Origin of the sequence: Streptomyces viridochromogenes, assembly GCF_001270495.1 — a bacterium.
Classification (GTDB): Bacteria; Actinomycetota; Actinomycetes; order Streptomycetales; family Streptomycetaceae; genus Streptomyces; species Streptomyces viridochromogenes_A.
The window spans coordinates 23,289-45,457 of the sequence record NZ_LGUR01000106.1; the positions used below are offsets into that span (position 1 = coordinate 23,289).

The 22,169-nt window shown below is 70.4% G+C and carries 23 protein-coding genes; 21 read left to right on the forward strand and 2 right to left on the reverse strand.

The features are described 5' to 3' along the window. Nucleotides 1–8 precede the first annotated feature (8 nt). The 11 genes from ADK36_RS10980 (at nt 9) to moeZ (ending at nt 13,713) form a co-directional block, all read left to right on the forward strand. Nucleotides 9–1,619, forward strand: a complete 1,611-nt coding sequence (locus ADK36_RS10980) for a DUF3152 domain-containing protein (RefSeq protein WP_053197141.1) — start codon at nt 9–11, stop codon at nt 1,617–1,619. Between the two features lie 56 nt (nt 1,620–1,675). Continuing rightward, the gene (locus tag ADK36_RS51205; protein ID WP_338060776.1) at nt 1,676–1,768 is read left to right on the forward strand and encodes an Ms4533A family Cys-rich leader peptide; all 93 of its coding nucleotides are present in this window, start codon (nt 1,676–1,678) and stop codon (nt 1,766–1,768) included. 190 nt (nt 1,769–1,958) lie between these two features. After that, the gene (locus ADK36_RS10985) at nt 1,959–3,677 is read left to right on the forward strand and encodes an ABC transporter substrate-binding protein (RefSeq protein WP_048582149.1); all 1,719 of its coding nucleotides are present in this window, start codon (nt 1,959–1,961) and stop codon (nt 3,675–3,677) included. Nucleotides 3,678–3,681: 4 nt separating this feature from the next. Next, on the forward strand, nt 3,682–4,668 hold the full coding sequence (locus ADK36_RS10990) for an ABC transporter permease (protein WP_048582148.1): 987 nt from the start codon (nt 3,682–3,684) through the stop codon (nt 4,666–4,668). Continuing rightward, entirely contained in the window at nt 4,665–5,663 is a 999-nt protein-coding gene (locus ADK36_RS10995; protein WP_053197143.1) for an ABC transporter permease, read from the forward strand. Before ADK36_RS10990 ends, ADK36_RS10995 begins: the two co-directional genes overlap by 4 nt. Then, a complete protein-coding gene (locus ADK36_RS11000) occupies nt 5,660–7,381 on the forward strand; it encodes a dipeptide ABC transporter ATP-binding protein (protein WP_053197144.1) in 1,722 nt (573 codons plus the stop codon). Before ADK36_RS10995 ends, ADK36_RS11000 begins: the two co-directional genes overlap by 4 nt. Before the next feature lie 239 nt (nt 7,382–7,620). Further along, nucleotides 7,621–9,348, forward strand: coding sequence for a DUF3492 domain-containing protein (locus ADK36_RS11005; RefSeq protein WP_048582183.1), 1,728 nt, complete (start codon nt 7,621–7,623; stop codon nt 9,346–9,348). Beyond that, nucleotides 9,345–10,529, forward strand: coding sequence for a hypothetical protein (locus tag ADK36_RS11010; RefSeq protein ID WP_053197146.1), 1,185 nt, complete (start codon nt 9,345–9,347; stop codon nt 10,527–10,529). Before ADK36_RS11005 ends, ADK36_RS11010 begins: the two co-directional genes overlap by 4 nt. Nucleotides 10,530–10,687: 158 nt before the next feature. Beyond that, on the forward strand, nt 10,688–11,692 hold the full coding sequence (locus ADK36_RS11015; protein WP_048582144.1) for an NAD-dependent epimerase/dehydratase family protein: 1,005 nt from the start codon (nt 10,688–10,690) through the stop codon (nt 11,690–11,692). Continuing rightward, the gene (locus tag ADK36_RS11020) at nt 11,680–12,471 is read left to right on the forward strand and encodes a spherulation-specific family 4 protein (RefSeq protein WP_048582143.1); all 792 of its coding nucleotides are present in this window, start codon (nt 11,680–11,682) and stop codon (nt 12,469–12,471) included. The genes ADK36_RS11015 and ADK36_RS11020 overlap by 13 nt, the downstream gene beginning before the upstream one ends. A gap of 63 nt (nt 12,472–12,534) precedes the next feature. Then, on the forward strand, nt 12,535–13,713 hold the full coding sequence (moeZ, locus tag ADK36_RS11025; RefSeq protein ID WP_053197148.1) for an adenylyltransferase/sulfurtransferase MoeZ: 1,179 nt from the start codon (nt 12,535–12,537) through the stop codon (nt 13,711–13,713). 181 nt (nt 13,714–13,894) lie between these two features. Here the strand turns inward: moeZ and ADK36_RS11030 are convergent, their stop codons facing one another. Next, nucleotides 13,895–14,620: a hypothetical protein gene (locus tag ADK36_RS11030; RefSeq protein WP_234329735.1), complete on the reverse strand. Its 726-nt coding sequence runs from the start codon at nt 14,618–14,620 to the stop codon at nt 13,895–13,897. 83 nt (nt 14,621–14,703) lie between these two features. Next, nucleotides 14,704–15,549: a sigma factor-like helix-turn-helix DNA-binding protein gene (locus tag ADK36_RS11035; RefSeq protein ID WP_053197153.1), complete on the reverse strand. Its 846-nt coding sequence runs from the start codon at nt 15,547–15,549 to the stop codon at nt 14,704–14,706. 503 nt (nt 15,550–16,052) lie between these two features. On the opposite strand from ADK36_RS11035, the gene ADK36_RS11040 reads away from it, so the two are divergent. From ADK36_RS11040 to ADK36_RS11075, 10 genes are all read left to right on the forward strand, one after another. Beyond that, entirely contained in the window at nt 16,053–16,235 is a 183-nt protein-coding gene (locus ADK36_RS11040) for a hypothetical protein (protein ID WP_053197154.1), read from the forward strand. A gap of 90 nt (nt 16,236–16,325) precedes the next feature. Then, nucleotides 16,326–16,619, forward strand: a complete 294-nt coding sequence (locus ADK36_RS11045) for a DUF6284 family protein (RefSeq protein ID WP_053197156.1) — start codon at nt 16,326–16,328, stop codon at nt 16,617–16,619. Next, a complete protein-coding gene (locus ADK36_RS11050) occupies nt 16,616–17,056 on the forward strand; it encodes a Pycsar system effector family protein (protein ID WP_053197158.1) in 441 nt (146 codons plus the stop codon). The genes ADK36_RS11045 and ADK36_RS11050 overlap by 4 nt, the downstream gene beginning before the upstream one ends. Beyond that, nucleotides 17,056–18,168 (forward strand): conjugal transfer protein, encoded by a 1,113-nt coding sequence (locus ADK36_RS11055; protein WP_053197160.1) that lies wholly within the window; start codon nt 17,056–17,058, stop codon nt 18,166–18,168. Before ADK36_RS11050 ends, ADK36_RS11055 begins: the two co-directional genes overlap by 1 nt. Continuing rightward, entirely contained in the window at nt 18,165–18,335 is a 171-nt protein-coding gene (locus tag ADK36_RS48735) for a hypothetical protein (RefSeq protein ID WP_159391114.1), read from the forward strand. Before ADK36_RS11055 ends, ADK36_RS48735 begins: the two co-directional genes overlap by 4 nt. Continuing rightward, nucleotides 18,335–18,676, forward strand: a complete 342-nt coding sequence (locus tag ADK36_RS46070; RefSeq protein ID WP_078942675.1) for an RRQRL motif-containing zinc-binding protein — start codon at nt 18,335–18,337, stop codon at nt 18,674–18,676. The genes ADK36_RS48735 and ADK36_RS46070 overlap by 1 nt, the downstream gene beginning before the upstream one ends. Continuing rightward, nucleotides 18,676–18,993 carry a hypothetical protein gene (locus tag ADK36_RS11060; protein WP_053197163.1) on the forward strand — a complete coding sequence of 106 codons (318 nt, stop codon included), beginning with the start codon at nt 18,676–18,678 and terminating at the stop codon, nt 18,991–18,993. The genes ADK36_RS46070 and ADK36_RS11060 overlap by 1 nt, the downstream gene beginning before the upstream one ends. A gap of 105 nt (nt 18,994–19,098) precedes the next feature. Further along, nucleotides 19,099–21,207, forward strand: a complete 2,109-nt coding sequence (locus ADK36_RS11065; RefSeq protein ID WP_053197165.1) for an FtsK/SpoIIIE domain-containing protein — start codon at nt 19,099–19,101, stop codon at nt 21,205–21,207. A 204-nt stretch (nt 21,208–21,411) separates the two neighbouring features. Continuing rightward, a complete protein-coding gene (locus tag ADK36_RS11070; RefSeq protein WP_053197167.1) occupies nt 21,412–21,876 on the forward strand; it encodes a hypothetical protein in 465 nt (154 codons plus the stop codon). Nucleotides 21,877–21,893: 17 nt separating this feature from the next. Continuing rightward, nucleotides 21,894–22,154 (forward strand): hypothetical protein, encoded by a 261-nt coding sequence (locus ADK36_RS11075; protein ID WP_053197169.1) that lies wholly within the window; start codon nt 21,894–21,896, stop codon nt 22,152–22,154. Nucleotides 22,155–22,169 lie beyond the last annotated feature (15 nt).

Below are 22,169 nucleotides of genomic sequence, written 5' to 3' on the forward strand. Positions count from 1 at the left end.
GGCGCGACGTGGGACGCCACAGCCGCCGCGGGCCCGCCGCCAAGCCCAAACGCGACACCGCGGACACGACCGCACGACAGGACTCCCGGGGAGCACTGCCGGAGACGGGTGCGGCCCAGTGGGGGCCGTCCGGGCCGGGTGCGGCTCCGGGCGCGGGCCAGAGCGGTTGGCCGCAGTCCGGCGGCCCCGGTGGTCGCCGGGCGCCGGGCGCCTATCCCCCTCGCCAGGGGATGCCTGCCCGTGGGGCACCGGCCTACGGCGGGCGGGGCTTTCCGGACGGCACGCCCGCGCGAGGGGTTCCGAGGCTGCCCGACGGCACGCCCGCGCACGGCTTTCCGAGGTTCCCGGACGGCACGCCCGCGCAGGGGGTCCCGCGGCTGCCCGACGGCACGCCGGCGCACGGCTTTCCGACGTTCCCCGGCGGCACGCCGGCCCATGGCACCCCGCAGGCCCGTAGCGGCCATCCCCAGCAGCGTGAACCCGGTGGCGGCTGGGGCGAGTTGAGCGGGCGTACCGGGGTCGCGTACGGCGTTTCCCCGGCGGTCGGCGCCCCGCCCCGGACCGGCGTTCCCCTGCCGCGGCCCCGGCGGGCATCGCCGTCCGAAGGGCCCAGGCAGGAGTACCTGGAGGCCTTCGACGGGGACGTCGACGTCTTCGCACCCCGTACGTCCGAGACCGCGCACACCTCCGGCCCGTACGCCTCCGTCACCGAATGGGACACCCGGACCGGTGCCGGTGACGAGGCCGCGAACGACGTCGATCCCGACCTGGACGACGACGCGCCGCCGTCTGGTGAGCCCGTGTCGGCGAAGGGCGGCAAGGGCCGGACCTTCTCCGGCATCGCGGCTGCCGCCGTCGTCACCGTGCTCGCCGTCGTCGTCGCCGGGCAGGTCACGAAGGGGCAGGACGATGGCGACGTACAGTCGCAGTCCGCCGCCGATCAGGCGCGGGACGCCCGTGACTCGGCCTCGCGCGGGGACGGGCGGCCGACGCCGTCCGGTATGCCGAGCGCGACGCCACTGACGTACGAGCAGAAGATGGGCGAGAGGTACGCGCTGAGTGCCACGCTCGAGGGCTCGGGGAAGTTCGAGGCGATCCCGGGGGTCGACAAGGCGCCCGGCACGGGGCAGAAGTTCACCTATCGCGTGGATGTGGAGCAGGGGCTCGGACTCGACGGCGAGCTCTTCGCCGAGGCCGTGCAGAAGACGCTCAACGACGACCGGAGCTGGGCCCACAACGGGGCCAATACCTTCGAGCGCATCTACACCGGCAAGCCGGACTTCGTGATCACGCTGGCCAGCCCTGGCACGACGGCCGAATGGTGCGCCAAGTCCGGTCTGGACACCACCGTCGACAATGTGTCGTGCGACTCCGCCGCCACCGAGCGCGTCATGATCAATGCGTACAGATGGGCGCAGGGATCGGAGACGTACGGGGACCGCATCCACGCGTACCGGCAGATGCTGATCAACCACGAGGTCGGCCACCGGCTCGGCTACCCCCACGTGACCTGCGACAAGGACGGCGATCTGGCCCCGGTCATGCAGCAGCAGACCAAGTTCCTCGACCACGGCGGGATCCACTGCCGACCCAACCCCTGGGCCTACCCCGGGAGTTGACGGGTGACTCATGAGTCACATTGACATGTGCAGCGAGTTCATACATATTTCTGTACATGTTGACCCGTCACGTCTCCTCTCGCGCCGCCATCGAGCTGGCGCTCATTGGCGTGACCGCACTGTGCGTGGCCGACATTCACTGTCGCTGACGCTCGCCCCTGGGCGTTCGCGTCGCGATCTTCTTCCCTTCTTGTGAGCCGCTGCCGGGTTTCCCGGCCCGCGGCTCGTTCGTGGACCTCCGACGACCGGCGCCAGGGCAGACGTCTGTTCAAATCCGTCTCACTCCGCGTCAATCCGTCTCGCTATTCGAGACTCATTCCTTTCGAGAGGTCGTCTCCGATGCGTCAACCGTCCGTCATTGCGCGCCGCGTGGCCGCGGCATCCGTCAGCCTGGTCGTGGCAGCGGGCGCCGCCGCCTGCGGGCCTGAGGACAACGATGCCAAGAGTGCCGGCGGCGACTCCACGCCCCACAAGGGCGGCACGCTCACGGTCCTGAACTCCGGTCCGCAGCAGGACTTCGATCCCGCCCGTCTGTACACCTCCGGCGGCGGAAACGTCCCTTCCCTGGTCTTCCGTACACTCACCACCCGCAACCGCGAGAACGGCGAGGCCGGCGCCGAGGTCGTCCCCGATCTCGCCACCGACACCGGGCGCCCGAACAAGGACGCGACCGTGTGGACGTACACCCTGAAGAAGGGCCTCAAGTACGAGGACGGCACCCCGATCACCTCGGCCGACATCAAGTACGGCATCGAGCGCTCCTTCGCCCCCGAACTGTCCGGCGGTGCGCCGTACCTGCGGGACTGGCTGGTGGGCGCCGCCGACTACCAGGGGCCGTACAAGGACAAGAAGGGCCTCGACGCGATCGAGACGCCGGACGACCTGACCATCGTCTTCCATCTGAACAAGCCCGAGGGCGAGTTCCCGTACCTGGCCACGCAGACGCAGTTCACGCCCGTTCCGCAGGCCAAGGACAACGGCACCAAGTACGAGCAGCACCCGGTCTCTTCCGGCCCGTACAAGGTCGTCAAGAACGAGAACGACGGTGAGCGGCTCACCCTGGAGCGCAACACTTACTGGTCCGCCTCGACGGACGCCGAGCGCAAGGCCTACCCCGACAAGATCGACGTACGGTCCGGGCTCGACTCGTCCGTGATCAACCAGCGACTGTCCTCGTCCCAGGGCGCGGACGCCGCCGCGGTCACCACGGACACCAACCTCGGCCCGGCCGAACTTGCCAAGGTGACCGGGGACAAGGACCTTGCCTCCCGCGTCGGCACCGGCCACTTCGGCTACACGAACTACATAGCGTTCAACCCGACGGTCAAGCCGTTCAACAACGTCAAGGTGCGGCAGGCGATCTCGTACGCCGTCGACCGGTCGTCCGTGATCAACGCGGCCGGCGGTTCCGCACTGGCCGAGCCCGCCACCACCTACCTGCCGAACCAGAAGTCCTTCGGCTACGAGCCGTACGACCTGTTCCCGGCCGGTAAGGCGGGCAACCCGGCGAAGGCCAAGGAGCTGCTGAAGGAGGCCGGTTACGCGAACGGGCTGACCGTCACCCTGACCCACTCCAACGCCAAGGACTTCGAGACCAGCCCCGAGATCGCGACCGCGGTCCAGGACGCGCTGAAGAAGGCCGGCATCACGGTCAAGCTGCAGGGGCTGGAGGAGAACGACTACTCCGACAAGATCCACAACGTGAAGACCGAGCCCGGCTTCTTCCTCGCGCACTGGGGTGCCGACTGGCCCTCCGGCGGTCCCTTCCTCGCCCCGATCTTCGACGGCCGGCAGATCGTCAAGGACGGCGCGAACTTCAACACGGGTCTACTCAATGACAAGTCGGTCAATGCCGAGATTGACGCGATCAACAAGTTGACCGATCTTGACGCGGCCGCCAAGCGGTGGGGTGCGCTGGACAAGAAGATCGGCGAGCAGGCGCTGACCGTGCCGCTGTTCCACCCCGTCTACAAGCGGCTGTACGGGGAGGACATCAAGAACGTCGTGATCAGTGACTGGACCGGCGTTCTGGACATCTCCCAGGTCGCGGTGAAGTAGCGCCGTGAGTGAGGCAGTTCTCGTTGTCGAGGCTCCCGGGGTGTCTGCTCCGGGGGCCTCGGGGGCTCGTCAGTTCTGGCGGCGGCTGCGGACGCAGCGCGCCGCCCTCGTCGCGGCGGCCGTCGTCGCGCTGCTCGTCCTGGTCGCGCTCGCCGCACCGCTGCTTACCGCGATCGAGGGCCAGGACCCGACCACGTACCACCCGTCCCTGGTGGACTCCGCGCGCGGGGGTGTGCCCATCGGGTCGTTCGGCGGGGTGAGCGCCGACCACTGGCTCGGGGTCGAACCGCAGACCGGGCGGGATCTGTTCGCACGGCTGGTGTACGGCGCCAGGGTCTCCCTGGGGGTCGCGCTGGCAGCGACCGTCGTCCAGGTCGTCATCGGTGTCGTCGTGGGCGTCGCGGCCGCGCTCGGGAACCGATGGGTTGATCAACTGTTGAGCCGGTTCACCGACATCATCGTGGCGATGCCGTTGATGATCATGTCGTTGGCGCTGCTCGCGATCGTGCCGTCGAGCTTCCCGCGGCCCGTGCTGGTCGCCCTCGTCATCGGTCTGATCGCGTGGGGCAGCATCGCGAAGATCGTGCGCGCCCAGACGCTCACCCTCAAGGAGCTGGACTACGTCTCCGCCGCCAGGCTCAGCGGCTGGGGCTCATGGCGGATCGCCCGCCGCGAACTGCTGCCCGGGGTCGCCGCACCGGTCATCACGTACGCGGCGCTGCTCGTCCCGGCCAACATCACCGTCGAGGCCGCCCTGTCCTTCCTCGGTGTCGGCGTGAAGCCGCCGACACCGTCCTGGGGACAGATGCTGACCGCGGCCGACGTCTGGTACCAGGCCGCCCCGCAGTACCTGCTGCTGCCCGCCGGGGCGCTCTTCGTGACCGTCCTCGCGCTGACCGTCCTCGGCGACGGCGTGCGCACCGCGCTCGACCCGCGTGCGGCCTCGCGGCTGCACGTCGGCACGGGCCGCAAGAGGGAGGCCAAGGCATGAACGGCTTCGGAGGGTTCGCCCTGCGCCGCCTCGTCGGCGCCGTCGTCACCCTGTTCGCCATCTCGGTGATCGTCTACGTCGTCTTCTACGCCACCCCCGGCAACGTCGCCCAGATCACCTGCGGCCCGCGCTGCTCGCCCGCCCAGGTGCAGCAGGTCGCGGAGCAACTGCACCTCGACGACCCGCTGTACGTGCGCTACTGGCACTTTCTGGAGGGCCTGGTCGCCGGCCAGGACTACTCGACCGGCACCGCGGTGCAGCACTGCTCCGCGCCGTGCCTCGGGCTGTCGTACCAGAGCGACCAGCAGGTCACCGCGTTGATCCTGGCGAAGCTGCCGGTCAGCCTGTCGCTCGTGTTCGGCGCAATGGTGCTGTGGCTGGTCCTCGGCGTCGGCACCGGCGTCCTGTCCGCGTGGCGGCGCGGCCGCCTCACCGAGCGGCTGCTGACCGGCATCACGCTCGCGGGCGTGGCCACGCCGGTCTTCGTCATCGGCCTGGTCCTGATGATCGTCGTCTGCGGACAACTGCGGCTGCTGCCGTTCCCGCAGTACGTCGCCTTCACCGACGACCCGGAACAGTGGGCGTGGAACCTGTTGCTGCCCTGGCTCTCGCTCGCCCTGATCGAGGCCGCCGCGTTCGCCCGGCTGACCCGGGCGGCGATGCTGGAGACGCTCGCCGAGGACCACATCCGGACCTTCCGGGCGTACGGCGTGAGCGAGCGGTCCGTCATCGGGCGGCACGCGCTGCGCGGGGCGTTCGCGCCGGTCATCGCGCTCAACGCCAACAACTTCGGCAGCGCGGTGGGGGGCGCGGTACTCACCGAGACGCTCTTCGGCCTGCCGGGCATCGGCCAGGAACTGGTCCATGCGGTGGACGTGGTCGACCTTCCCGTCGTCGTCGGCATGGTCCTGGTCGTCGGCTTCTTCGTGGTCGTCGCCAACGCCGTCGCAGATGTCCTGTACGCGGTGGCCGACCGACGGGTGGTGCTCACATGAGTCTGGTGAACGTCACGGACCTGACGGTCGAGTTCGGGTCCCTGCGTGCTGTGGACGGCCTCTCCTTCCGACTGGAGCAGGGCGCCGCCCTCGCCCTCGTCGGCGAGTCCGGCTCCGGCAAGTCCACCGTCGCCTCCGCCCTGCTCGGGCTGCACCGGGGCACGGGAGCGCGCGTCGGTGGTGCGGTCGAGGTCGCCGGTGTCGACGTGCGGGAGGTGTCGGACGAGGGACTGCGGCGGCTGCGTGGCAAGAAGGCCGCGATGGTCTTCCAGGACCCGCTGTCGTCGCTCGACCCGTACTACGCGATCGGCGACCAGATCGCCGAGGTGTATCGCGTGCACACGCGTGCGTCGCGGCGAGCGGCACGCGCGCGTGCGGTGGAGGTGCTGGACCGGGTTGGAATTCCGGACGCGCCACGGCGATCCCGTTCCCGCCCGCACGAGTTCAGCGGCGGCATGCGCCAACGCGCCCTCATCGCCATGGCGCTGGCCTGCGGGCCCGACCTGCTCATCGCCGACGAACCGACGACGGCGCTCGACGTGACCGTCCAGGCCCAGATCCTCGACCTGCTGCACACGCTGCGCGAGGAGACCGGCATGGGGCTGCTCCTCGTCACGCATGACGTGGGGGTGGCCGCGGAGAGCGTCGACCAGGTGCTGGTGATGCGGCACGGCCGGGCGGTGGAACACGGGTCGGTCACCGCCGTACTGGGATCGCCCGCGCAGCCGTACACCCGCGAACTGCTCGGCGCGGTCCCGCGCGTGGACGCGCCGCGAGCCGTTTCCGCGGTGGCGGAGAGCCTGGTGGAGGGGGCGGCGGAAAGGCCGGCTGAGGCGTCCGTGGAGGCGTCCGTGGAGAAGCCGGCGGAGGTGCCGGCCAAGGCCCTGGCCAAGGTGTCGGCGAAGGTCTCCGTGAAGGACCGGGCCGAGCCCGTCCTGGAAGCGACCGGCCTCCGGCGTGAATTCGGGCGCGGGAAACGGGCGTTCACGGCGGTGGACGACGTGTCGCTGAAGATCCACCGCGGCGAGACCCTCGGGGTCGTGGGGGAGAGCGGCAGTGGCAAGACGACCCTGGGGCGCATGCTGGTCGGGCTCCTGGAGCCGACGGCCGGCGAGGTCCGCGACGACGGCCACGCGCGCGTGGGTGTGAATCCCGCGGTGCAGATGGTCTTCCAGGACCCGGTCTCCTCCCTCAACCCCCGCCGCAGCGTGGGCGAGTCGATCGCCGACCCGCTCCGCGCGCGTGGCGAGTCGGACGAGGGGCGCATCCGCGGGCGCGTACGGGAACTGCTGGAGCGCGTGGGGCTCGAAGCGGCGCATTACGACCGCTATCCGCACGAGTTCAGCGGTGGCCAGCGCCAGCGCGTGGGCATCGCGCGGGCGCTCGCCGCCGACCCGCGCGTCATCGTCTGCGACGAGCCCGTCTCCGCGCTGGACGTGACCACACAGGCCCAGGTCGTCGCCCTGCTGGGCGAGTTGCAACGCGAACTCGGACTCGCGCTCGTCTTCGTCGCGCACGACCTCGCCGTCGTACGCCAGGTCAGCGACCGGGTCGCGGTGATGCGGCGCGGGCGGATCGTCGAGGAGGGGCCCGCCGACGAGGTGTACGACAACCCGCGGGACCCGTACACCGAGCAGCTCCTGGCCGCCGTACCGGCACTCGACCCGCGGATCGCGGCACAGCGGCGGTCCGCGCGACGGGAGTTGGCCACCGCGTGACCCTCTGAGCCCTCCGAGCCCTGCGGGCCGTCCGAGCCGTTCAGGTGTGACGATGCGTGCGCGTTTGATCTCCTAGCGCGACGGAACGCGACCTGCACGGGAAAGTTACGACCGTTCACCCCTTTTGGTGGCGCGATGGACAACCGTCCGTCGCGCCACAGCCTTGTCCGCATACGTTCGTCCCGCTGTGAGCCGCCGGGGGAACGGCGGCTCCCCTTAGGGAGATCGGGGGTGTGCTCGTGCGCATCGGACTGATTGCGGAGGGTGGCTATCCGTATGTGAGCGGTGACGCCAGGCTCTGGTGCGACCGGCTCGTGCGCGGGCTCGGGCAGCACGAGTTCGACATCTACGCGCTCAGCCGCAACGAGCGCCAGGAGGACGAGGGCTGGGTCCCGCTGCCACCGCAGGTCAGCCGGGTGCGCACGGCGCCGCTGTGGGCGGCCGAGGACGACGGGGTCGTGTACGGGCGCCGCGTGCGCCGCAGGTTCGCCGAGTACTACGGCGAGCTGGTGGCCGCGCTCTGCGCGGGTGGCGCCACAGGCGCATCCGGGGCTTCCGGGGTTGCTGGTGCTTCCGAGGACGCGTCGGCCACTGAGGCGGACCGTTTCGGCAACGCGCTGTACGGGCTCGCCGAACTCGCCCGCGACGAGGGCGGCCTGGTGGGAGCGCTCCGCTCCGAGGCCGCCGTACGCGCCCTTGAGCGCGCCTGTCGGGCTCCGGGCGCCCTGCGAACGGCGCGTGAGGCGCGCGTCCCCGATCTCCTGGCCGTCGCCGCGCATCTGGAACGCGCACTGCGCCCCCTCTCGCTCGACTGGTACGAGGACGACGGCCTGGGCTCGGTCGACCTGTGCCACGCCACGTCCGGTGGCGCCGCGGCCCTGCCCGGCCTGCTCGCCCACCACTTCTGCGGCGTACCGCTGCTGTTGACCGAGTACGGCGTCCGCCTGCGCACGCACTACCTGGCCGCCCCCGAGGCCTCGGCCGCCGTACGCTCCCTGCTCGCCGCCCTCCACGGCAGGCTCGCCGCCGAGACGTACGCCCGGGCCGCCCTCATCACTCCCGGCAACGGCCACGCCCGCCGCTGGCAGGAGCGCTGCGGCGCCGACCGCGCGAAGCTCCGCACCGTCTACCCCGGCATGGACGCCTCCCCCTTCGCGGAGGTCGGCGAGGCCCCGGAGGGCTCGGACCCGGACTCGCTGGTCTGGGTCGGCCGTATCGAACCGGCCAAGGACATCGTGTCGTTGCTGCACGCCTTCGCCGAGGTACGCAAGGAGGAGCCGAAGACCCGCCTGCGTATCGTCGGCGCCCCGTCAGGCGCCGAGGGCGCCGCCTACCTCGGCCACTGCAGGGCGCTGGCCGCCCAGCTGTTCCCCGACGAGGCCGAGGGGCCGCACACCGTCGGCGACAACCCCGTCTCCTTCGAGGAGATCGGCGGCCCGGAGATCCCGACCCTCGCCGACGCTTACGCCTCGGGCGCCGTGGCCGTCCTGTCCAGCGTCGTCGAGGGCTTCCCGATCGGCCTGGTCGAAGCCATGTTCAGCGGCCGCGCGACGGTGTCCACCGACGTCGGCGCGGTCGTGGAGGTCATCGGCGGCACCGGTCTCGTCGTACCGCCGCGCAATCCGCGGGCGCTCGCGGAGGCCTGTGTGGCGCTGTTGCGCGACCCCGAGCGCCGCGCGCGTCTGGGCGCGGCCGCACGCGCGCGTGCGCTCGAACTGTTCACCGTCGAGCAGAACGTCGCAGCATTTCACGGCATTTACCTGGAGATCGTCTCGCGCACACCGGTCCGCCGCCTCGCCCTCGACGAGGCCGGAGACCCCCTGCCCTTCGCCGTCCCCGCCGAGGCCCACGTCCCCGGCCGCTGGACCGAGCGAACGGCACGCCTGGTGGCCCGCGGCGGCCCGGCCCGACCGCCGGGAGCCCCCGTACGCGCCACCGCGCTGCCCGCGGCGGAGGGAGCGCTATGAGCAGCGGCCTGGGCGGACTGGACCGCCCCGGGGCTCCGACCAGCCCGGGGACCTGGGACGAGCGGTCGGAACCCACCACCGGCCCTCGATCGACCCCCACCCGCCGTACCGGAGCGGACCCCGTCAAGGCGCTGATGCACCGTCACCGGGACCTGTGTGAACGCGCGGTGGACCCGCTGGAGATCGCCGCCGGCCTGGAAGCCCACGGCATCAGCGACCGCACCGCCTCCCGCTTCCTGCACCGGGACGTCTTCTCGCTCGCGGAGGAGATGTACGCCCGAGTGTCCCGCGGCGCCGAAGCAGCGCCCGGCCCTGCGCCCCTCGCCACTCCCCGCGCACGGGCCGACTGGATCCTCCTCACCCTCCTCCCCGGAGTCCTGTGCGCGGCGGCCGTGACCGCCCTGCATCTCACCCACGGCCAGTCCCGCCTGATCGCGGCCGCCTCGGGAGCCCTCGCCGTTACGCTGGCCCTGCGCGCGGCCCTGTCCCGAGGCCCCCTCGCCCCTACGGACCGCAGACACCCGACCACCGCCCGGGTCTCCTGGCTGGTCGGCTACGCCCTTCTCGGCGACGGACTCCTCCGGGCAGCCGCCACCGGGGGCCCGGACGCCCTCCCCACCGGCGCCGCCGAAGGCCCCTGGCCCCTCACCACCGCCCCCGTCCTGGCCCTCACCCTGTCCTGCGTCCCTGCGGCCTGGTGCGCCCACCTCCTCGCCGTACGAGCCCGCCGCAAACTCTCGTCCAGCCGAGCCCTGGCGGAGTTCGCCACCTCCGCGAAGCCCCTGCTCCTGGGCGCGTTCACCCTCTACCTCTGCGCCCTGGCAGCCCTCCTGGCCATCGCCACCACCGCCCTGGACCAGCCGTCCACCTACCCCCAGACCCTCACCCTTGGCGCGCTTCTCTTCCTTTGCCGCCTCCTCACCAGCCACGGCTTCACCCACGCCCCGGTGCTCGTCCTCACCGCGGCGGCCTCGGCCGAGGCAACCGCCCTGGCCGCCCTCTTCGCAGCCCGCCTCCCCGGCTGCGCCTGGCTGGCCACCCCCGTCCAGGCCCTCATCGACACCGGGGGCCAGGCCGCCATCCCGACCATCGCCTGCGGCACGGCCGCCCTGACCCTCCTCCTGCACGCGACACGCACCCTCACGAGGGCATCGGCCCATGCGACCCAGAACCAGCCGTGAAGCCCGGCAACCGCACGCGCCGCCGCAGGCACAACAGCCCGCACCGCGCCACAACCGGAGGCATCACCACCTCGACCCCTCCGTCTGAGACCCCCTGAAGGAGAACCCCAAATGATCACCTCCCGACCCGATCACCCCTCGGCCGCGGGAGCCGCCCGATGAGAGTCCTGCTGATCGGAGCCAACGGCTACCTCGGCCGCTTCGTAGCCGACCGTCTCCTCGCCGACCCCGCCGTCCAGCTCACCGCCCTCGGTCGTGGTGATGACGCGGACGTCCGCTTCGACCTCGCGTCCGGCAGCCCCGGCGCCCTCACCCGCTTCCTCGACGCGGTCCACCCCGGCGTCGTCATCAACTGCGCCGGCGCCACCAGGGGTGGTGCCCGCGAACTCACCCGTCACAACACCGTCGCGGTCGCCACCGTGTGCGAGGCCCTGCGCCGCAGCGGTTGTGGGGCCCGCCTCGTGCAGATCGGTTGCGGCGCCGAGTACGGCCCGAGCCAGCCGGGCTCCTCCACGGCCGAGGACGCCGTCCCCCGCCCCGGTGGCCCGTACGGCGTCAGCAAACTCGCCGCCACCGAACTGGTCCTGGGCTCCGGCCTGGACGCCGTGGTCCTGCGGGTCTTCTCGCCCGCGGGCCCCGGCACCCCCGCCGGCTCCCCGCTCGGCCGACTCGCCGAGGCCATGCGCCGCGCCATGCAGTCGGGCGACGGTGAGCTCAAACTCACCGGCCTCGGCGCCCAGCGGGACTTCATCGACGTCCGCGATGTGGCCCGCGCCGTCCATGCCGCCTCCCTGTCCGCCGCTCAGGGCGTCATCAACATCGGCTCGGGCCGTGCCGTCCGCCTCCGCGACGCCGCCGCCGTCCTCGCCCGCGTGGCCGGCTACGGCGGCGCCCTCCATGAACTCGACGGCCCGCCCGGCCCATTGCGCCCGTCCATCGGCCACCCCCGTGCCGACTCGGACCACGTGATGCACGCGACCCATGCGGTCCACACCGCCCACACGGGCCAGTCCGCCCCGGTCGTGTACCCGTACCCGGACGGCTGCGGCAGCTGGCAGCAGGCCGACGTGCGCACCGCACGCGACCGGCTCGGCTGGCGCCCGCGGATCAACCTCGAAGAGTCTCTGGGCGATATCTGGATGGAGGCGGCATGCCGTATCTGACCGGCACCACGCCCACCACAGCAAGCACGGATTTCCGCACCGGCCTCGGCGTCCCCGGCTATGCACACCCCCTGCTCGCCCCGGCCGAGTGGGGGGAACTCACCCGCCCCGGCACCCCCGTGCACTGGGTCGTCCTCAACGTCGCCGACGGCCCCGGCGCCCGCCCCGACCCGCACTGCCTGCAGGCCGTCGGAATGCTCCGCAACGCCGGAGTCCGCGTCCTCGGCCACCTGGACGCGGCTCACCTGAACACGGCCCGCCTCGACACGGCTCGCCTCGACACGGCCCGCGGCGCCCGTGCCTTCGGCGAGGTGATCTCCGAGGCCCATCGCTACCTCGACTGGTACCGGGTCGACGGCTTCCTCCTCGACCGCTGTCCGACCGAGCGCGCCGCTCTGTCCGAGGTCCGCCGCACGGTCAGCACGCTGCGCGCGCTGCGTGACGAGGTGCACATCGTCCTCGGCCACGGCACCCATCCCCACCCGGGCTACGCCGAGTGCGCCGACCAGTTGGTCACCTTCCGCGGCTCGTGGAGTGACTACCGCTGGTCGCAGGTGGCCGAGTGGACGGCCGACTACCCGCCCGAGCGCTTCTGCCACCTCGTCCACGGCGTGCCCCTCGGCCACCTCGACGAGGCACTGCGCATCGCCCGCTGGCAGGGCGCCGCGACCATCTGGTTCACCGACCGCACGGACGGTGGGCGCACCGACCCCTGGGAGACCATGCCCGGCTACTGGGACGAAATCGTCTCGCGGATCGGAACAGGTGTCTCGGAATGAAAAAGGCCATGGCACTGTTACGGAGAGAACAACCGTAGTGATCGACCGACCAACGGAGTCCCCGTGTCGCTGCCACCCCTGGTCGAGCCGGCCCCCGAGCTCACCGTAGACGAGGTTCGCAGGTACTCCCGCCACCTGATCATCCCCGATGTGGGGATGGACGGGCAGAAGCGGCTGAAGAACGCCAAGGTGCTGTGTGTGGGCGCCGGCGGCCTGGGCTCGCCGGCGCTGATGTACCTGGCCGCCGCGGGCGTCGGTACGCTCGGCATCGTGGAGTTCGACGAGGTCGACGAGTCGAACCTGCAGCGCCAGATCATCCACAGCCAGGCCGACATCGGCCGCTCCAAGGCCGAGTCCGCGCGCGACTCCGTCCTCGGCATCAACCCGTACGTGAACGTGATCCTTCACGAGGAGCGGCTCGAGGCCGACAACGTGATGGACATCTTCAGCCAGTACGACCTGATCGTCGACGGCACGGACAACTTCGCCACGCGTTACCTGGTCAACGACGCCTGCGTGCTGCTGAACAAGCCGTACGTGTGGGGCTCGATCTACCGCTTCGACGGCCAGGCCTCCGTCTTCTGGTCCGAGCACGGCCCGTGCTACCGCTGCCTCTACCCGGAGCCCCCGCCGCCCGGCATGGTCCCCTCCTGCGCCGAGGGCGGTGTGCTGGGTGTGCTGTGCGCGTCCATCGGCTCCATCCAGGTCAACGAGGCCATCAAGCTTCTCGCCGGCATCGGTGAGCCGCTGGTCGGCCGCCTGATGATCTACGACGCCCTGGAGATGCAGTACCGCCAGGTCAAGGTCCGCAAGGACCCGAACTGCGCCGTCTGCGGCGAGAACCCGACCGTCACCGAGCTCATCGACTACGAGGCCTTCTGCGGCGTCGTCTCCGAGGAGGCCCAGGAGGCGGCCGCCGGCTCGACGATCACTCCCAAGCAGCTCAAGGAGTGGATCGACGACGGCGAGAACATCGAGATCATCGATGTCCGCGAGGTCAACGAGTACGAGATCGTCTCGATCCCCGGCGCCCGGCTGGTCCCGAAGAACGAGTTCCTCATGGGCACCGCCCTGGAGACCCTCCCGCAGGACAAGAAGATTGTCTTGCACTGCAAGACGGGTGTCCGTAGCGCGGAAGTCCTCGCGGTCCTGAAGTCCGCGGGCTTCGCCGACGCCGTGCACGTCGGCGGCGGTGTGATCGGCTGGGTCAACCAGATCGAGCCGCACAAGCCGGTCTACTGAACAACCCCCTTGGCGGGCTGCGGAGTTACTCCGTGGCCCGCCATTTTGCTGGGCTTTCGCTGTCGTTGCTTGTCGTCATCTGTCGTCGTTGGCCACCCTCGAACGGCCCACAGACGGCCCGGCAGCGGGTGTGTGACCTGGCGCAACGCACGGCCCGGAGGGTGTTCGTGGTGGCCCACGTTCACCATCGGCAGTAAGCCACGGCTGCATCATCGCCAGACTTGTAGCGCGGCCACCGAACCCCCGTCGGGTCCGTGGCCTCAACCTTGCGCACGGTCTCGATCAGCCCGCGCGGCCCGTCAGTCTGAAGCGTGGTGAAGACGTCGGACCAGGTCGCCATGCTGTACTCCGTGACCAGCCGCGATACGCCGTCCGACATGACGGCCGCAGCGTGGATGCCTGTCTGCGATGTCGTGCCAGTCAAGGCATGCTGAGCCGCTTCTGGACTCGATGCGGCCACCCAGTAGCCCTCTGGAGTGTTGCGTACCTGCCGCTGCGCGAGTACGAGCCGCTGTAGGGCCTCCCTGTGCCCTGGCGTGTGGGTCTGGTGGCGCTCAACTTCGGCTCGCAGGTCTGTCAGGACTCCGTCCACACGAACGTCCGTGATCAGGGTGTGGCCCTGGGGTCCGTCAAGAACAATGGGCGAATCGGCTAGGACGAGGTGGTCAAGAACGCCGTAGTGGTGTCGCAGGATCGCCACCGTCGCCGATGGGGTCCCGGGGTTGCGGAGGTCGCATTCGGGGTGTGCCGCCGCCACGCGTTCGAGAGCATCCGCCAGCCCGTCCGAGAGCGGCCGGTCGAGATCTGCCAGAGCGGCCACGAGGTGCCCGCCGAGGTGGGAGACGTACCACGGGACGCCGTGACGGCATCCCGTGGTCAGCCCGGCCGTACTGAGTCCATCGAGCACCACAGCGAGCGTAGGAGTGCCAGCCACCCAATCTTCGTTCGGATTGGCTCCGCCGGCTTGCGTTTCAACACAGACGCGCATGATCAGCTCTCGTGTCGGTACAGCGGGGTGACGCGACGGCTCTCCAGCACTTCCAGGGTGTCGGGGTTGTAGCGGCAGGAGATGAGTGCGGAGAAGCGTCGCGTACGAACCTCTCGGTACAGCTCTGCCAAGTGGTGCTCCAAGTAGTGCACGACTCCGTTCGCTCCGATTGCGTGGATGCCTGCGATGTACAGAAACGTCCCACGGCCGTCCAGACGCGGGAGCCGTCCGATGTAGCCGAAGTCGCCTGCTGAGCCGTCCTCATCCATCGGGGACCGGTAAGTCTCGCCCGTCTTCTGGTCTACCAGGTGCCAGGCACGGTCCTTCTCAAACCGCAGGTTGTGGTCCCCCTCCAACACCTGGGCGACGATGGGCGACAATCGCGGACCGCAGATGACCACGTGGTTGTCACGGTTGAGATTGACGATGCCGGAGGGTGGGATCACCTCGTACTGCGCTTCGAGCTTCATGCCGCCAAGAAGCTTGCGCAGGTGCTCGAAGTTGTCGAGATCCTCCCGGACTACCACCGCACTCGGGTTCTGGTCCGGCCCCTTACCTGCCTCAACCTTGCCGCCCAGTGACACCGTCACCATGTCCGTGCCGAAGAACACCCGCTCTGGAGGCGGCCCGGCGGAGGCCAGTTGTCCAACTCGCCCTCGGCTCACGCCCAGATGACCGGCGATCTCTGCCTGCGTCATGCCTGACGCCTGCGCCTCTTCGATGGCCTCGCGGCGAATGCGGGACAGCTCCAGCACCCACCTCTGATAGGTCGCCATCAGGTCGATTGCGGCTTTGGCTCGCTCGACCGGGACCGCGATGTCAGCGACCTGCTTCATGTCGTCGTGCACGCCTCTCCAATCTCCGCCTAGGGGGGCTAACGAACTGTATCGCGAGAGGGGGTTGCGCGCAGCCTCGGGTTTGCCTACGGTACCTAACAAGCGAGACGGCAACCCCCCCTAAGCAAAACGGGGGAGCGCCCTCTTGTGGGGTTTGACCTGCATGAACGGCGCCCGGAGGAAAGCCCGCAGGGGTGAGTACGAAGGCAGCGCCATTTGGTTGAGAACTGAACAGAGGACGCACCGCAACCTGCACATGGGGAGAGCGGCCGTCAGAAGCATCAGGCAACAGCGACAAGCCGTAGGCCCTGCCGCACGAGCAGCAAGCACCTTCTCCCATGCCGTCCCTACAGGGCGGACAAGCGATCCACACGTGCGGTGAGACAAGGGCAAAGATCGCGGAGCCCCGCAGGCAGCCTGACCGGTTCGAGTCCGGTCCGGGGCGCTGGCCGCCGATTGCGGCCCCTCGCACCTCTTGTGTGCGGCATTCACCCTCATCAGTCGAGAGGAACCCGATGTCTGAGCGCATGAAGAAGCAGGCCGAGAAGAGCCGTGAGGCCGCCCGTGTCGTGCGTAGTCGCGGCAACGAGGACAGCGCGCGGCGGATGGAGTCCTACGCCGACGAGCTGGAGTCCGGCCGCGTCACCGACGTGACCGACACGGTGAGCGGCCTCATCTCCTGGGCCTTCCGCCGCTGATCCATCTGCTGCCCGCGCACCCCCGGAGATTAGGCCCTCCGGGGGTGCTGTTCGGGCCGTTCACCACCCCTGTGAGAGGAACACGACCCAATGAAGACCATCGTCACTGTTCAGGACGCCGTTACCGCGTTCGCCGACTTCATCGAGCCGACGGACGCGGAGCTGAACGCGATCGAGTGGGAGATGCCCGTCATCCTGGCGGAACGTGACCTGCTCGACGCGCAGATCACCACCCTGGACCGCACGCCGAACGAGGTGGACACGCAGCGCATCCGCCGGGCTCGCCGTCGGCTGCTCGCCGCCCGCCGGGACCTGGCGAACGTGCCCCCGTCGGTACGCCGGCACGCCGGGCACGGCTCGTTCCTGCCGGAGGTGGGAGCGTGAGCGCCACCGACCGGACGTTGACGGACGCCCACGCTGAGGTGAAGGCGGAACTCGCGCGGACCGACACCAAGACGGGCCTGTTGCTGGCGTTCGTCGGCGCCGTCCTCGCCGGGTCCTGGACTATCGCCCGTGACCTGCCCCTGACCGTTCCCGCCGCCGTGGTGGGCGGGGTCGGTATGGCGCTGCTGGTCGGCGCGGCCGGACTGCTGCTGCGCTCGACGCGGCCGAAGCTTGGCCCGCACGGCTTCCCGCTGTGGGCCACCCTCACGGCCGAGGAGATCACCGCCACCGTCTCCACCGACCTCGCCGCCGATATCGCCGGGCTGTCCCGGCTGGCGGTCGCCAAGTTCACCGGCCTGCGCCGCGCGGTCGACCTCACCCTGACCGGCGGCGCCCTGCTCATCCTCGCCGCCCTGCTCACCGCCGGGGGCGCCTGATGAACCGCACCAGGCTGACGAAGGTTCAGATCGGGGTGCTGGCTGCCGCGTTCGTGCCGATGCTCGCCACGGGCGTGTTCGGCGGGATCGGCACCTACAGCAATATCGGTCACTCCTACGGCAAGGGCACCGCGCTCGGTGCGCTCGCGGCTGGTGAGGGTGCCACGGCCGTGCTCGCCCTGGTCCTGCTGGGCTTGACCATGCTGGGCCAGTCCTCCCCGCGCATCGTGCGGGCGGGGTTGTGGGTTCTGCCGGCCGCTGCCGCTGTCATGGGCGCGATGGCCGCTCCCGACCTGGGCCGCACGGTCATCTACGCCTTGACCCCGATGGGGATGTCCGTGTCGGCGGAGGGCATGGCGTTTCTCGCCCGGCGGATCGTGGTGCACACCGACGGCCGTGACGCGGAGCACGAGCGGCGCACCGCCGACCTGGTCCAGGCCCTCGCCTACCACCGAGCCCGCGCCACCCAGCACCCGACTGAATGGGTCAGGAAGTGGTCGGAGCTCAAGTCATGGCGTCTGGCCCGCAGGGTCGGTGTCGGGGATGTGGCGCTCGGATCGAGGCTGCTGGACGTCCAGCGCGATCGGGTCACGGCCGGTGCGGACGCCGCACTCGCGTCAATGTTCGGCGGCGTCATCCCCACCGCCGCCCTCGATCCGACCCCGGGCGCGAATGCGGAGGAATCTACCGAGACCGTGATGAAACGGTCTATGGCTGAGCTGCGGGAATCGACCCCAGACCCGGTAGTGACGCTCACCCGACTTCCGGTGCCGGAACCGGTCGCAGTCGACCTGGGCAAGTCGATTCCTCCGCTCAAGCCCCTGCCCGCGATTCCCGCTCCGATCGAGCCTGCGGTGCGGCGGACGGTTCCGGCGGAGTCGACCCGGCCGCGCGGGGCGACTGGTCGCCTTCCCGAGGCGGCCCGATCGCCCCGGCCAAAGCGGACGCCGGATCAGTTGCTCGATGAGGCACGTAAGGCGACGGCCGACTGGCCGGACGCGAAGGTGACCGGCGAGGGCATCCGCCGCGCGATCCACACTTCGCCGGCCAACGCGCGGATGCTGCGGGACACACTCCTGGCGGAACGGGCCGCCAAGGGGGTGGCGGCATGACGGACCGCTACGTGATCGGGCGAGATGGGGTGTTCGCCACCCTGTGGGACCGCCAGGACCGGCGGTTGGTGATCGAGAACTCGACTGAAGAGCACTGTCGCCGGGCGCTGGACAGTCTGACTGCCGTGTCCGTGGAGCCTCCGCAGCAGAGCAGCGAGGCGACCTGATGGGGGCGCTGCCGGTGTTCCGGTGGCGCCTGGCCCCGGACGGCTACGCCACCCGCCGCCAACTCCGTGCACGGGGTCTACGGCCTGGTGGGCAGGGTGTGGCGGCTCAGTTGGAACGGCCACGCCGACGGCGGGGGCCGCTGGTCGCCTACCTGTACCGCATCGACTGCGCGAAGCCGGTACGGCCGATGACCCCGGCGAAGTGGGCGGCTCTGGCCAAGGCCAACGCCGCCCGCCGCCGCTGCCCAGCCTGCCGCACCGATGCCGGATACGTCATCCCCACCTCGCTCGGCACCTGCGTGCCCTGCGCCTTCCCTTCTACCTCTCCTAGGAGTGCGTAATGGGCAACTCGGACATCCGCCGCCTGGACAAGGAGATCCGGCGGACCACGAACAAGCTGGAAGCCGTGCAGCGGGGCGAGTGGTGGCCGCTGACCAGCCGCGAACGGCTCGCCATGACCCGCGCGATGGCCCAAGGTGCCCGCAGCATCCACCGGGGCAACAGCACGGCCGGTGCGGAGGACCGGATGGACTCCATCGGTTCCGCTGTCGAGACCCGGCTGAACGCGGAGTTGACCGCCCTGTACGGCGAGCGCCAGCGCCTCATCACCGAGGCCGCCCGCGCCAAGGCCGCGAAGAAGTCTTCCCGCTGGTTCTGACCAGCCGCAATCGCCCGGGGTGGCCGCCCCTGCCACGGACACGGCCACCCCGGCGATTCCTCCTCAACTCCCGCCCCGATCAGGGCAGTCAGGAGAACCCCCAGCATGACCGAGAACGTCATCCACCTCCACAAGCCCACCGATCCCCCCACGGGCGAGAACACCCCGACCGTGGTGCCGGACGCCCCGTCGACGCGGCCGGTGCCGTTGTGGGTGCGCTCCGGCCGCGCCATCAAGACCGCCGCCACCCACGAGCGCACCAAGACGGTGGGCCGCGCGGTAGCCCGCCACGGCCTCTACACCTTCAACGGGGGCCGGATCGTGGCCCGCCGCACCTGGGACGTCCGCACTGGTGCCCGCTACGAGCGCATGATCCGCGCGGCTGAAGCCGCGGGGAACAACGAGCTGGCGGAAGAGTGGGAGGAGCGGCTGCAGCGCTTCCGCGACGCCCGCCACCGCCGCCGCATGGACCTGCTGCACTCCCCGGTCCAGGTCGCCAAGGGCGCCGCCGTCGGAACCGGCATGGGCATCGGCGTCCTGGTCGCCCTCGGGGTCGTGATGGCGCTGAACACCAAGGACGTCGCGGACGTCATCACGCCGCTCACGGCCACCATCGACTTCATCGGCCTGCTGATCCGGATCGTGCAGGTCGTGTGGGGTCCCGCGCTCACGATCGGACCGTTCCTGGCCCTGCTCGCGCTGTGGGCCGTCGGCAGCAAGCAGCAAGCCGCACCCCAGTGGGCGCTCCCGGCGAACGTCCGCTCCGGCGAGGGTGAGCCGATCACCCCGTCCATCGTGGTCAAGGCCCTGCGCGACCTGGGCATCCCCGCGATGCGCAACGCCATCAAGGAAATGGGCGACGCCGGCGCGTCCATGCTCGGACCCATCACGATCGCCGGATGCGGAGTTGAGGTCGACGTCACCCTGCCCTCGGGGGTGTCGACGAACGAGGTACAGCAGCGCCGCCGCAAGCTCGCGGAGAACCTCACCCGGCACGAGCACGAGGTGTTCATCACCATCCCCACCGCCGCCCGCACGGTGCGGTTGTGGGTGGCCGACTCGGGTGCGCTCGATGAGCCGATCGGCCCGTCGCCGCTGGTCACCGACGAGACGATGACCGCCGACTACACCAAGGGCAAGGCCCCGTGGGGCCAGGACCTGCGCGGGGATGCCGCCGCGCTGAGCCTGTACCAGCGCCACCTGCTCATCACCGGCCTGTCCAACCAGGGCAAGACCGTCGCCCTACGCTCCCTGGCCCTGTGGCTGTCGCTGGACAAGTCGGTGCAGTTCCTGATGGGTGACCTCAAGGGCGTGGGCGACTGGGGCATGTTCGACGGCCTCGCTGACACCCTGATCCAGGGGCCGACTGATGAGCACGTGATCCAGGTGACCGAGATGGTCGAGGGCGCGGTCGACGAGATGAACCGGCGTCTGATGGCCGCGCCCGGAACGCAGTTCCCGCCGCTGATCGTGCTGGTCGACGAGGCGCAGGTCGCGTTCATGTGCCCCCTCAAGGATGAGGACAAGCGCCCGTACGGCGGGGCGAAGGCCAACTCCCGGTACTTCATGGCCGTCCGCAAGATCCACAATCAAGGCCGTGCGGTCAACGTCCTGATGTGGCAGGGCACCCAGGACCCCACCAACGAGAACCTCCCCAAGATGGTCCGCGAGGGCGCCCACACCCGTGCCTCCCTCGCGCTGGGCACGGAGTCGCAGGCCCGCATGGCGCTCGGGGACAAGGCCGTCGACGGCGGCGCCGCCCCGAACCTGCTGCGTCCCGGCCTGGATCAGGGAACCCTGGTCCTGGCCTCCTCCGGTATCGACATCCCGGCCGGACAGTCGTCCATCACGGTGCGCACGCACTACGTCGACGACGACGCGGCCAAGGCCATCACCGCCCGCGCCAGGGCCCTGCGCGACGGCGTCACCACCCTGCACGCCATCGAGCGCGGCGAGGACCGTGACCCGCTCGCCGACATCGCCGCCGTCGTCGGCGACGCACCCCGCGTGCGGACGAAGGACGTGCTGGCACGGCTCGCCACACGGAACTCGGACGCCTACGGCTCATGGTCGTTCATCGACCTCAAGCGCGTCCTGGACGACGCCGGAGCCGAGCCGTACAAGTCCGACGGCGTCATGGTCGTCGCCCGCGAACGCGTCCTGCGCGCCCTCGCCAACCGCGACACCGACGGTTCCGCTTCCGACGCCGGATGACAGGGAGCCGACCCCGCCCGGGTCAGGGAGGCAGGGAGAACTCCCTGAACGCCTCCCTGACCCGCCTCCCTGGCCCTGACCTGCATGAATGATCGTTCAGGGAGGCAGGGAGGCACCCCAGGTCAGACCCCTGAAACCCCCTCCAGACGCCTCCCGCAAGGGGGTGTCTCAGCCTCCCTGACCCGTCTTCGGAAGGGATTCCGCATGTACCCCGAGCCTGCCCGCCACGCCCCCGCCCACGGGGCCGTGGAAGTCCACCAGCCCACCCCCATCACTCCCGCCGCCGTGACGTCGGCGCCGCTCGTTCCCGTCCAGCCGGGCACCGTCCCGGCGGTGGCGAGTGTGGTCCTGCCGGACGGCCGTGTCGTCACCGGATACGCCATCGAGCCCGCCAAGCCCGAACCGGCCGTCGCCAAGCCGCCCGTCTCCCGCGCGGCCGTGAACGTCGCCCTCGGGGGCGTCGGATTCCTCGCCGTGTGCGGCGGACTGCTCTTGCTGACCACGTTCATCACCGCCCTGACCGCACTGATCACTCAGCTCATCACGCTCGCCGCCGTGATCTTCGGCGGATGGATCGCCGTGCAGGTCTTCAGCGCGAGCGGCCACAAGAGCGGAACCACGGTCAACATCCGCAAGGCCGTCATCAAACGCAACAAGTTCTACGGCTGACAGGAGACCAACCACCCATGCTCCGACTCCGCATCAAGGTCATCGAATGGCCCCGTCGGGCCATCGCCATAGTCGACACTCCCCGCCCCGACTGCCCGCTGTGTCACGGCAACGGCGGCCATAGCTGGACCTGCGTCACCCACGACGGCGAGTACGACGGCACCGACTTCGAACTCTGCACGTGCTGGAACGACGAACTGCGCATCGTCCTGCTGCCCCTGCCGCGCTGGACGCGCCGGACCCCGCCAGGCGGCTACAGCGACGAACCGCCCTTCTAGCTACGCCAAGGGCGG

What these genes read in the sequence shown, in the direction of transcription:
- ADK36_RS51205 (WP_338060776.1), top strand. Translation starts at nt 1,676, where the DNA reads ATGTTGACCCGTCACGTCTCCTCTCGCGCCGCCATCGAGCTGGCGCTC.
- ADK36_RS10985 (WP_048582149.1), top strand. Translation starts at nt 1,959, where the DNA reads ATGCGTCAACCGTCCGTCATTGCGCGCCGCGTGGCCGCGGCATCCGTC.
- ADK36_RS10995 (WP_053197143.1), top strand. Translation starts at nt 4,665, where the DNA reads ATGAACGGCTTCGGAGGGTTCGCCCTGCGCCGCCTCGTCGGCGCCGTC.
- ADK36_RS11000 (WP_053197144.1), top strand. Translation starts at nt 5,660, where the DNA reads ATGAGTCTGGTGAACGTCACGGACCTGACGGTCGAGTTCGGGTCCCTG.
- ADK36_RS11010 (WP_053197146.1), top strand. Translation starts at nt 9,345, where the DNA reads ATGAGCAGCGGCCTGGGCGGACTGGACCGCCCCGGGGCTCCGACCAGC.
- ADK36_RS11015 (WP_048582144.1), top strand. Translation starts at nt 10,688, where the DNA reads ATGAGAGTCCTGCTGATCGGAGCCAACGGCTACCTCGGCCGCTTCGTA.
- ADK36_RS11020 (WP_048582143.1), top strand. Translation starts at nt 11,680, where the DNA reads ATGCCGTATCTGACCGGCACCACGCCCACCACAGCAAGCACGGATTTC.
- ADK36_RS11040 (WP_053197154.1), top strand. Translation starts at nt 16,053, where the DNA reads ATGTCTGAGCGCATGAAGAAGCAGGCCGAGAAGAGCCGTGAGGCCGCC.
- ADK36_RS11045 (WP_053197156.1), top strand. Translation starts at nt 16,326, where the DNA reads ATGAAGACCATCGTCACTGTTCAGGACGCCGTTACCGCGTTCGCCGAC.
- ADK36_RS11055 (WP_053197160.1), top strand. Translation starts at nt 17,056, where the DNA reads ATGAACCGCACCAGGCTGACGAAGGTTCAGATCGGGGTGCTGGCTGCC.
- ADK36_RS48735 (WP_159391114.1), top strand. Translation starts at nt 18,165, where the DNA reads ATGACGGACCGCTACGTGATCGGGCGAGATGGGGTGTTCGCCACCCTG.
- ADK36_RS46070 (WP_078942675.1), top strand. Translation starts at nt 18,335, where the DNA reads ATGGGGGCGCTGCCGGTGTTCCGGTGGCGCCTGGCCCCGGACGGCTAC.
- ADK36_RS11060 (WP_053197163.1), top strand. Translation starts at nt 18,676, where the DNA reads ATGGGCAACTCGGACATCCGCCGCCTGGACAAGGAGATCCGGCGGACC.
- ADK36_RS11065 (WP_053197165.1), top strand. Translation starts at nt 19,099, where the DNA reads ATGACCGAGAACGTCATCCACCTCCACAAGCCCACCGATCCCCCCACG.
- ADK36_RS11070 (WP_053197167.1), top strand. Translation starts at nt 21,412, where the DNA reads ATGTACCCCGAGCCTGCCCGCCACGCCCCCGCCCACGGGGCCGTGGAA.
- ADK36_RS11075 (WP_053197169.1), top strand. Translation starts at nt 21,894, where the DNA reads ATGCTCCGACTCCGCATCAAGGTCATCGAATGGCCCCGTCGGGCCATC.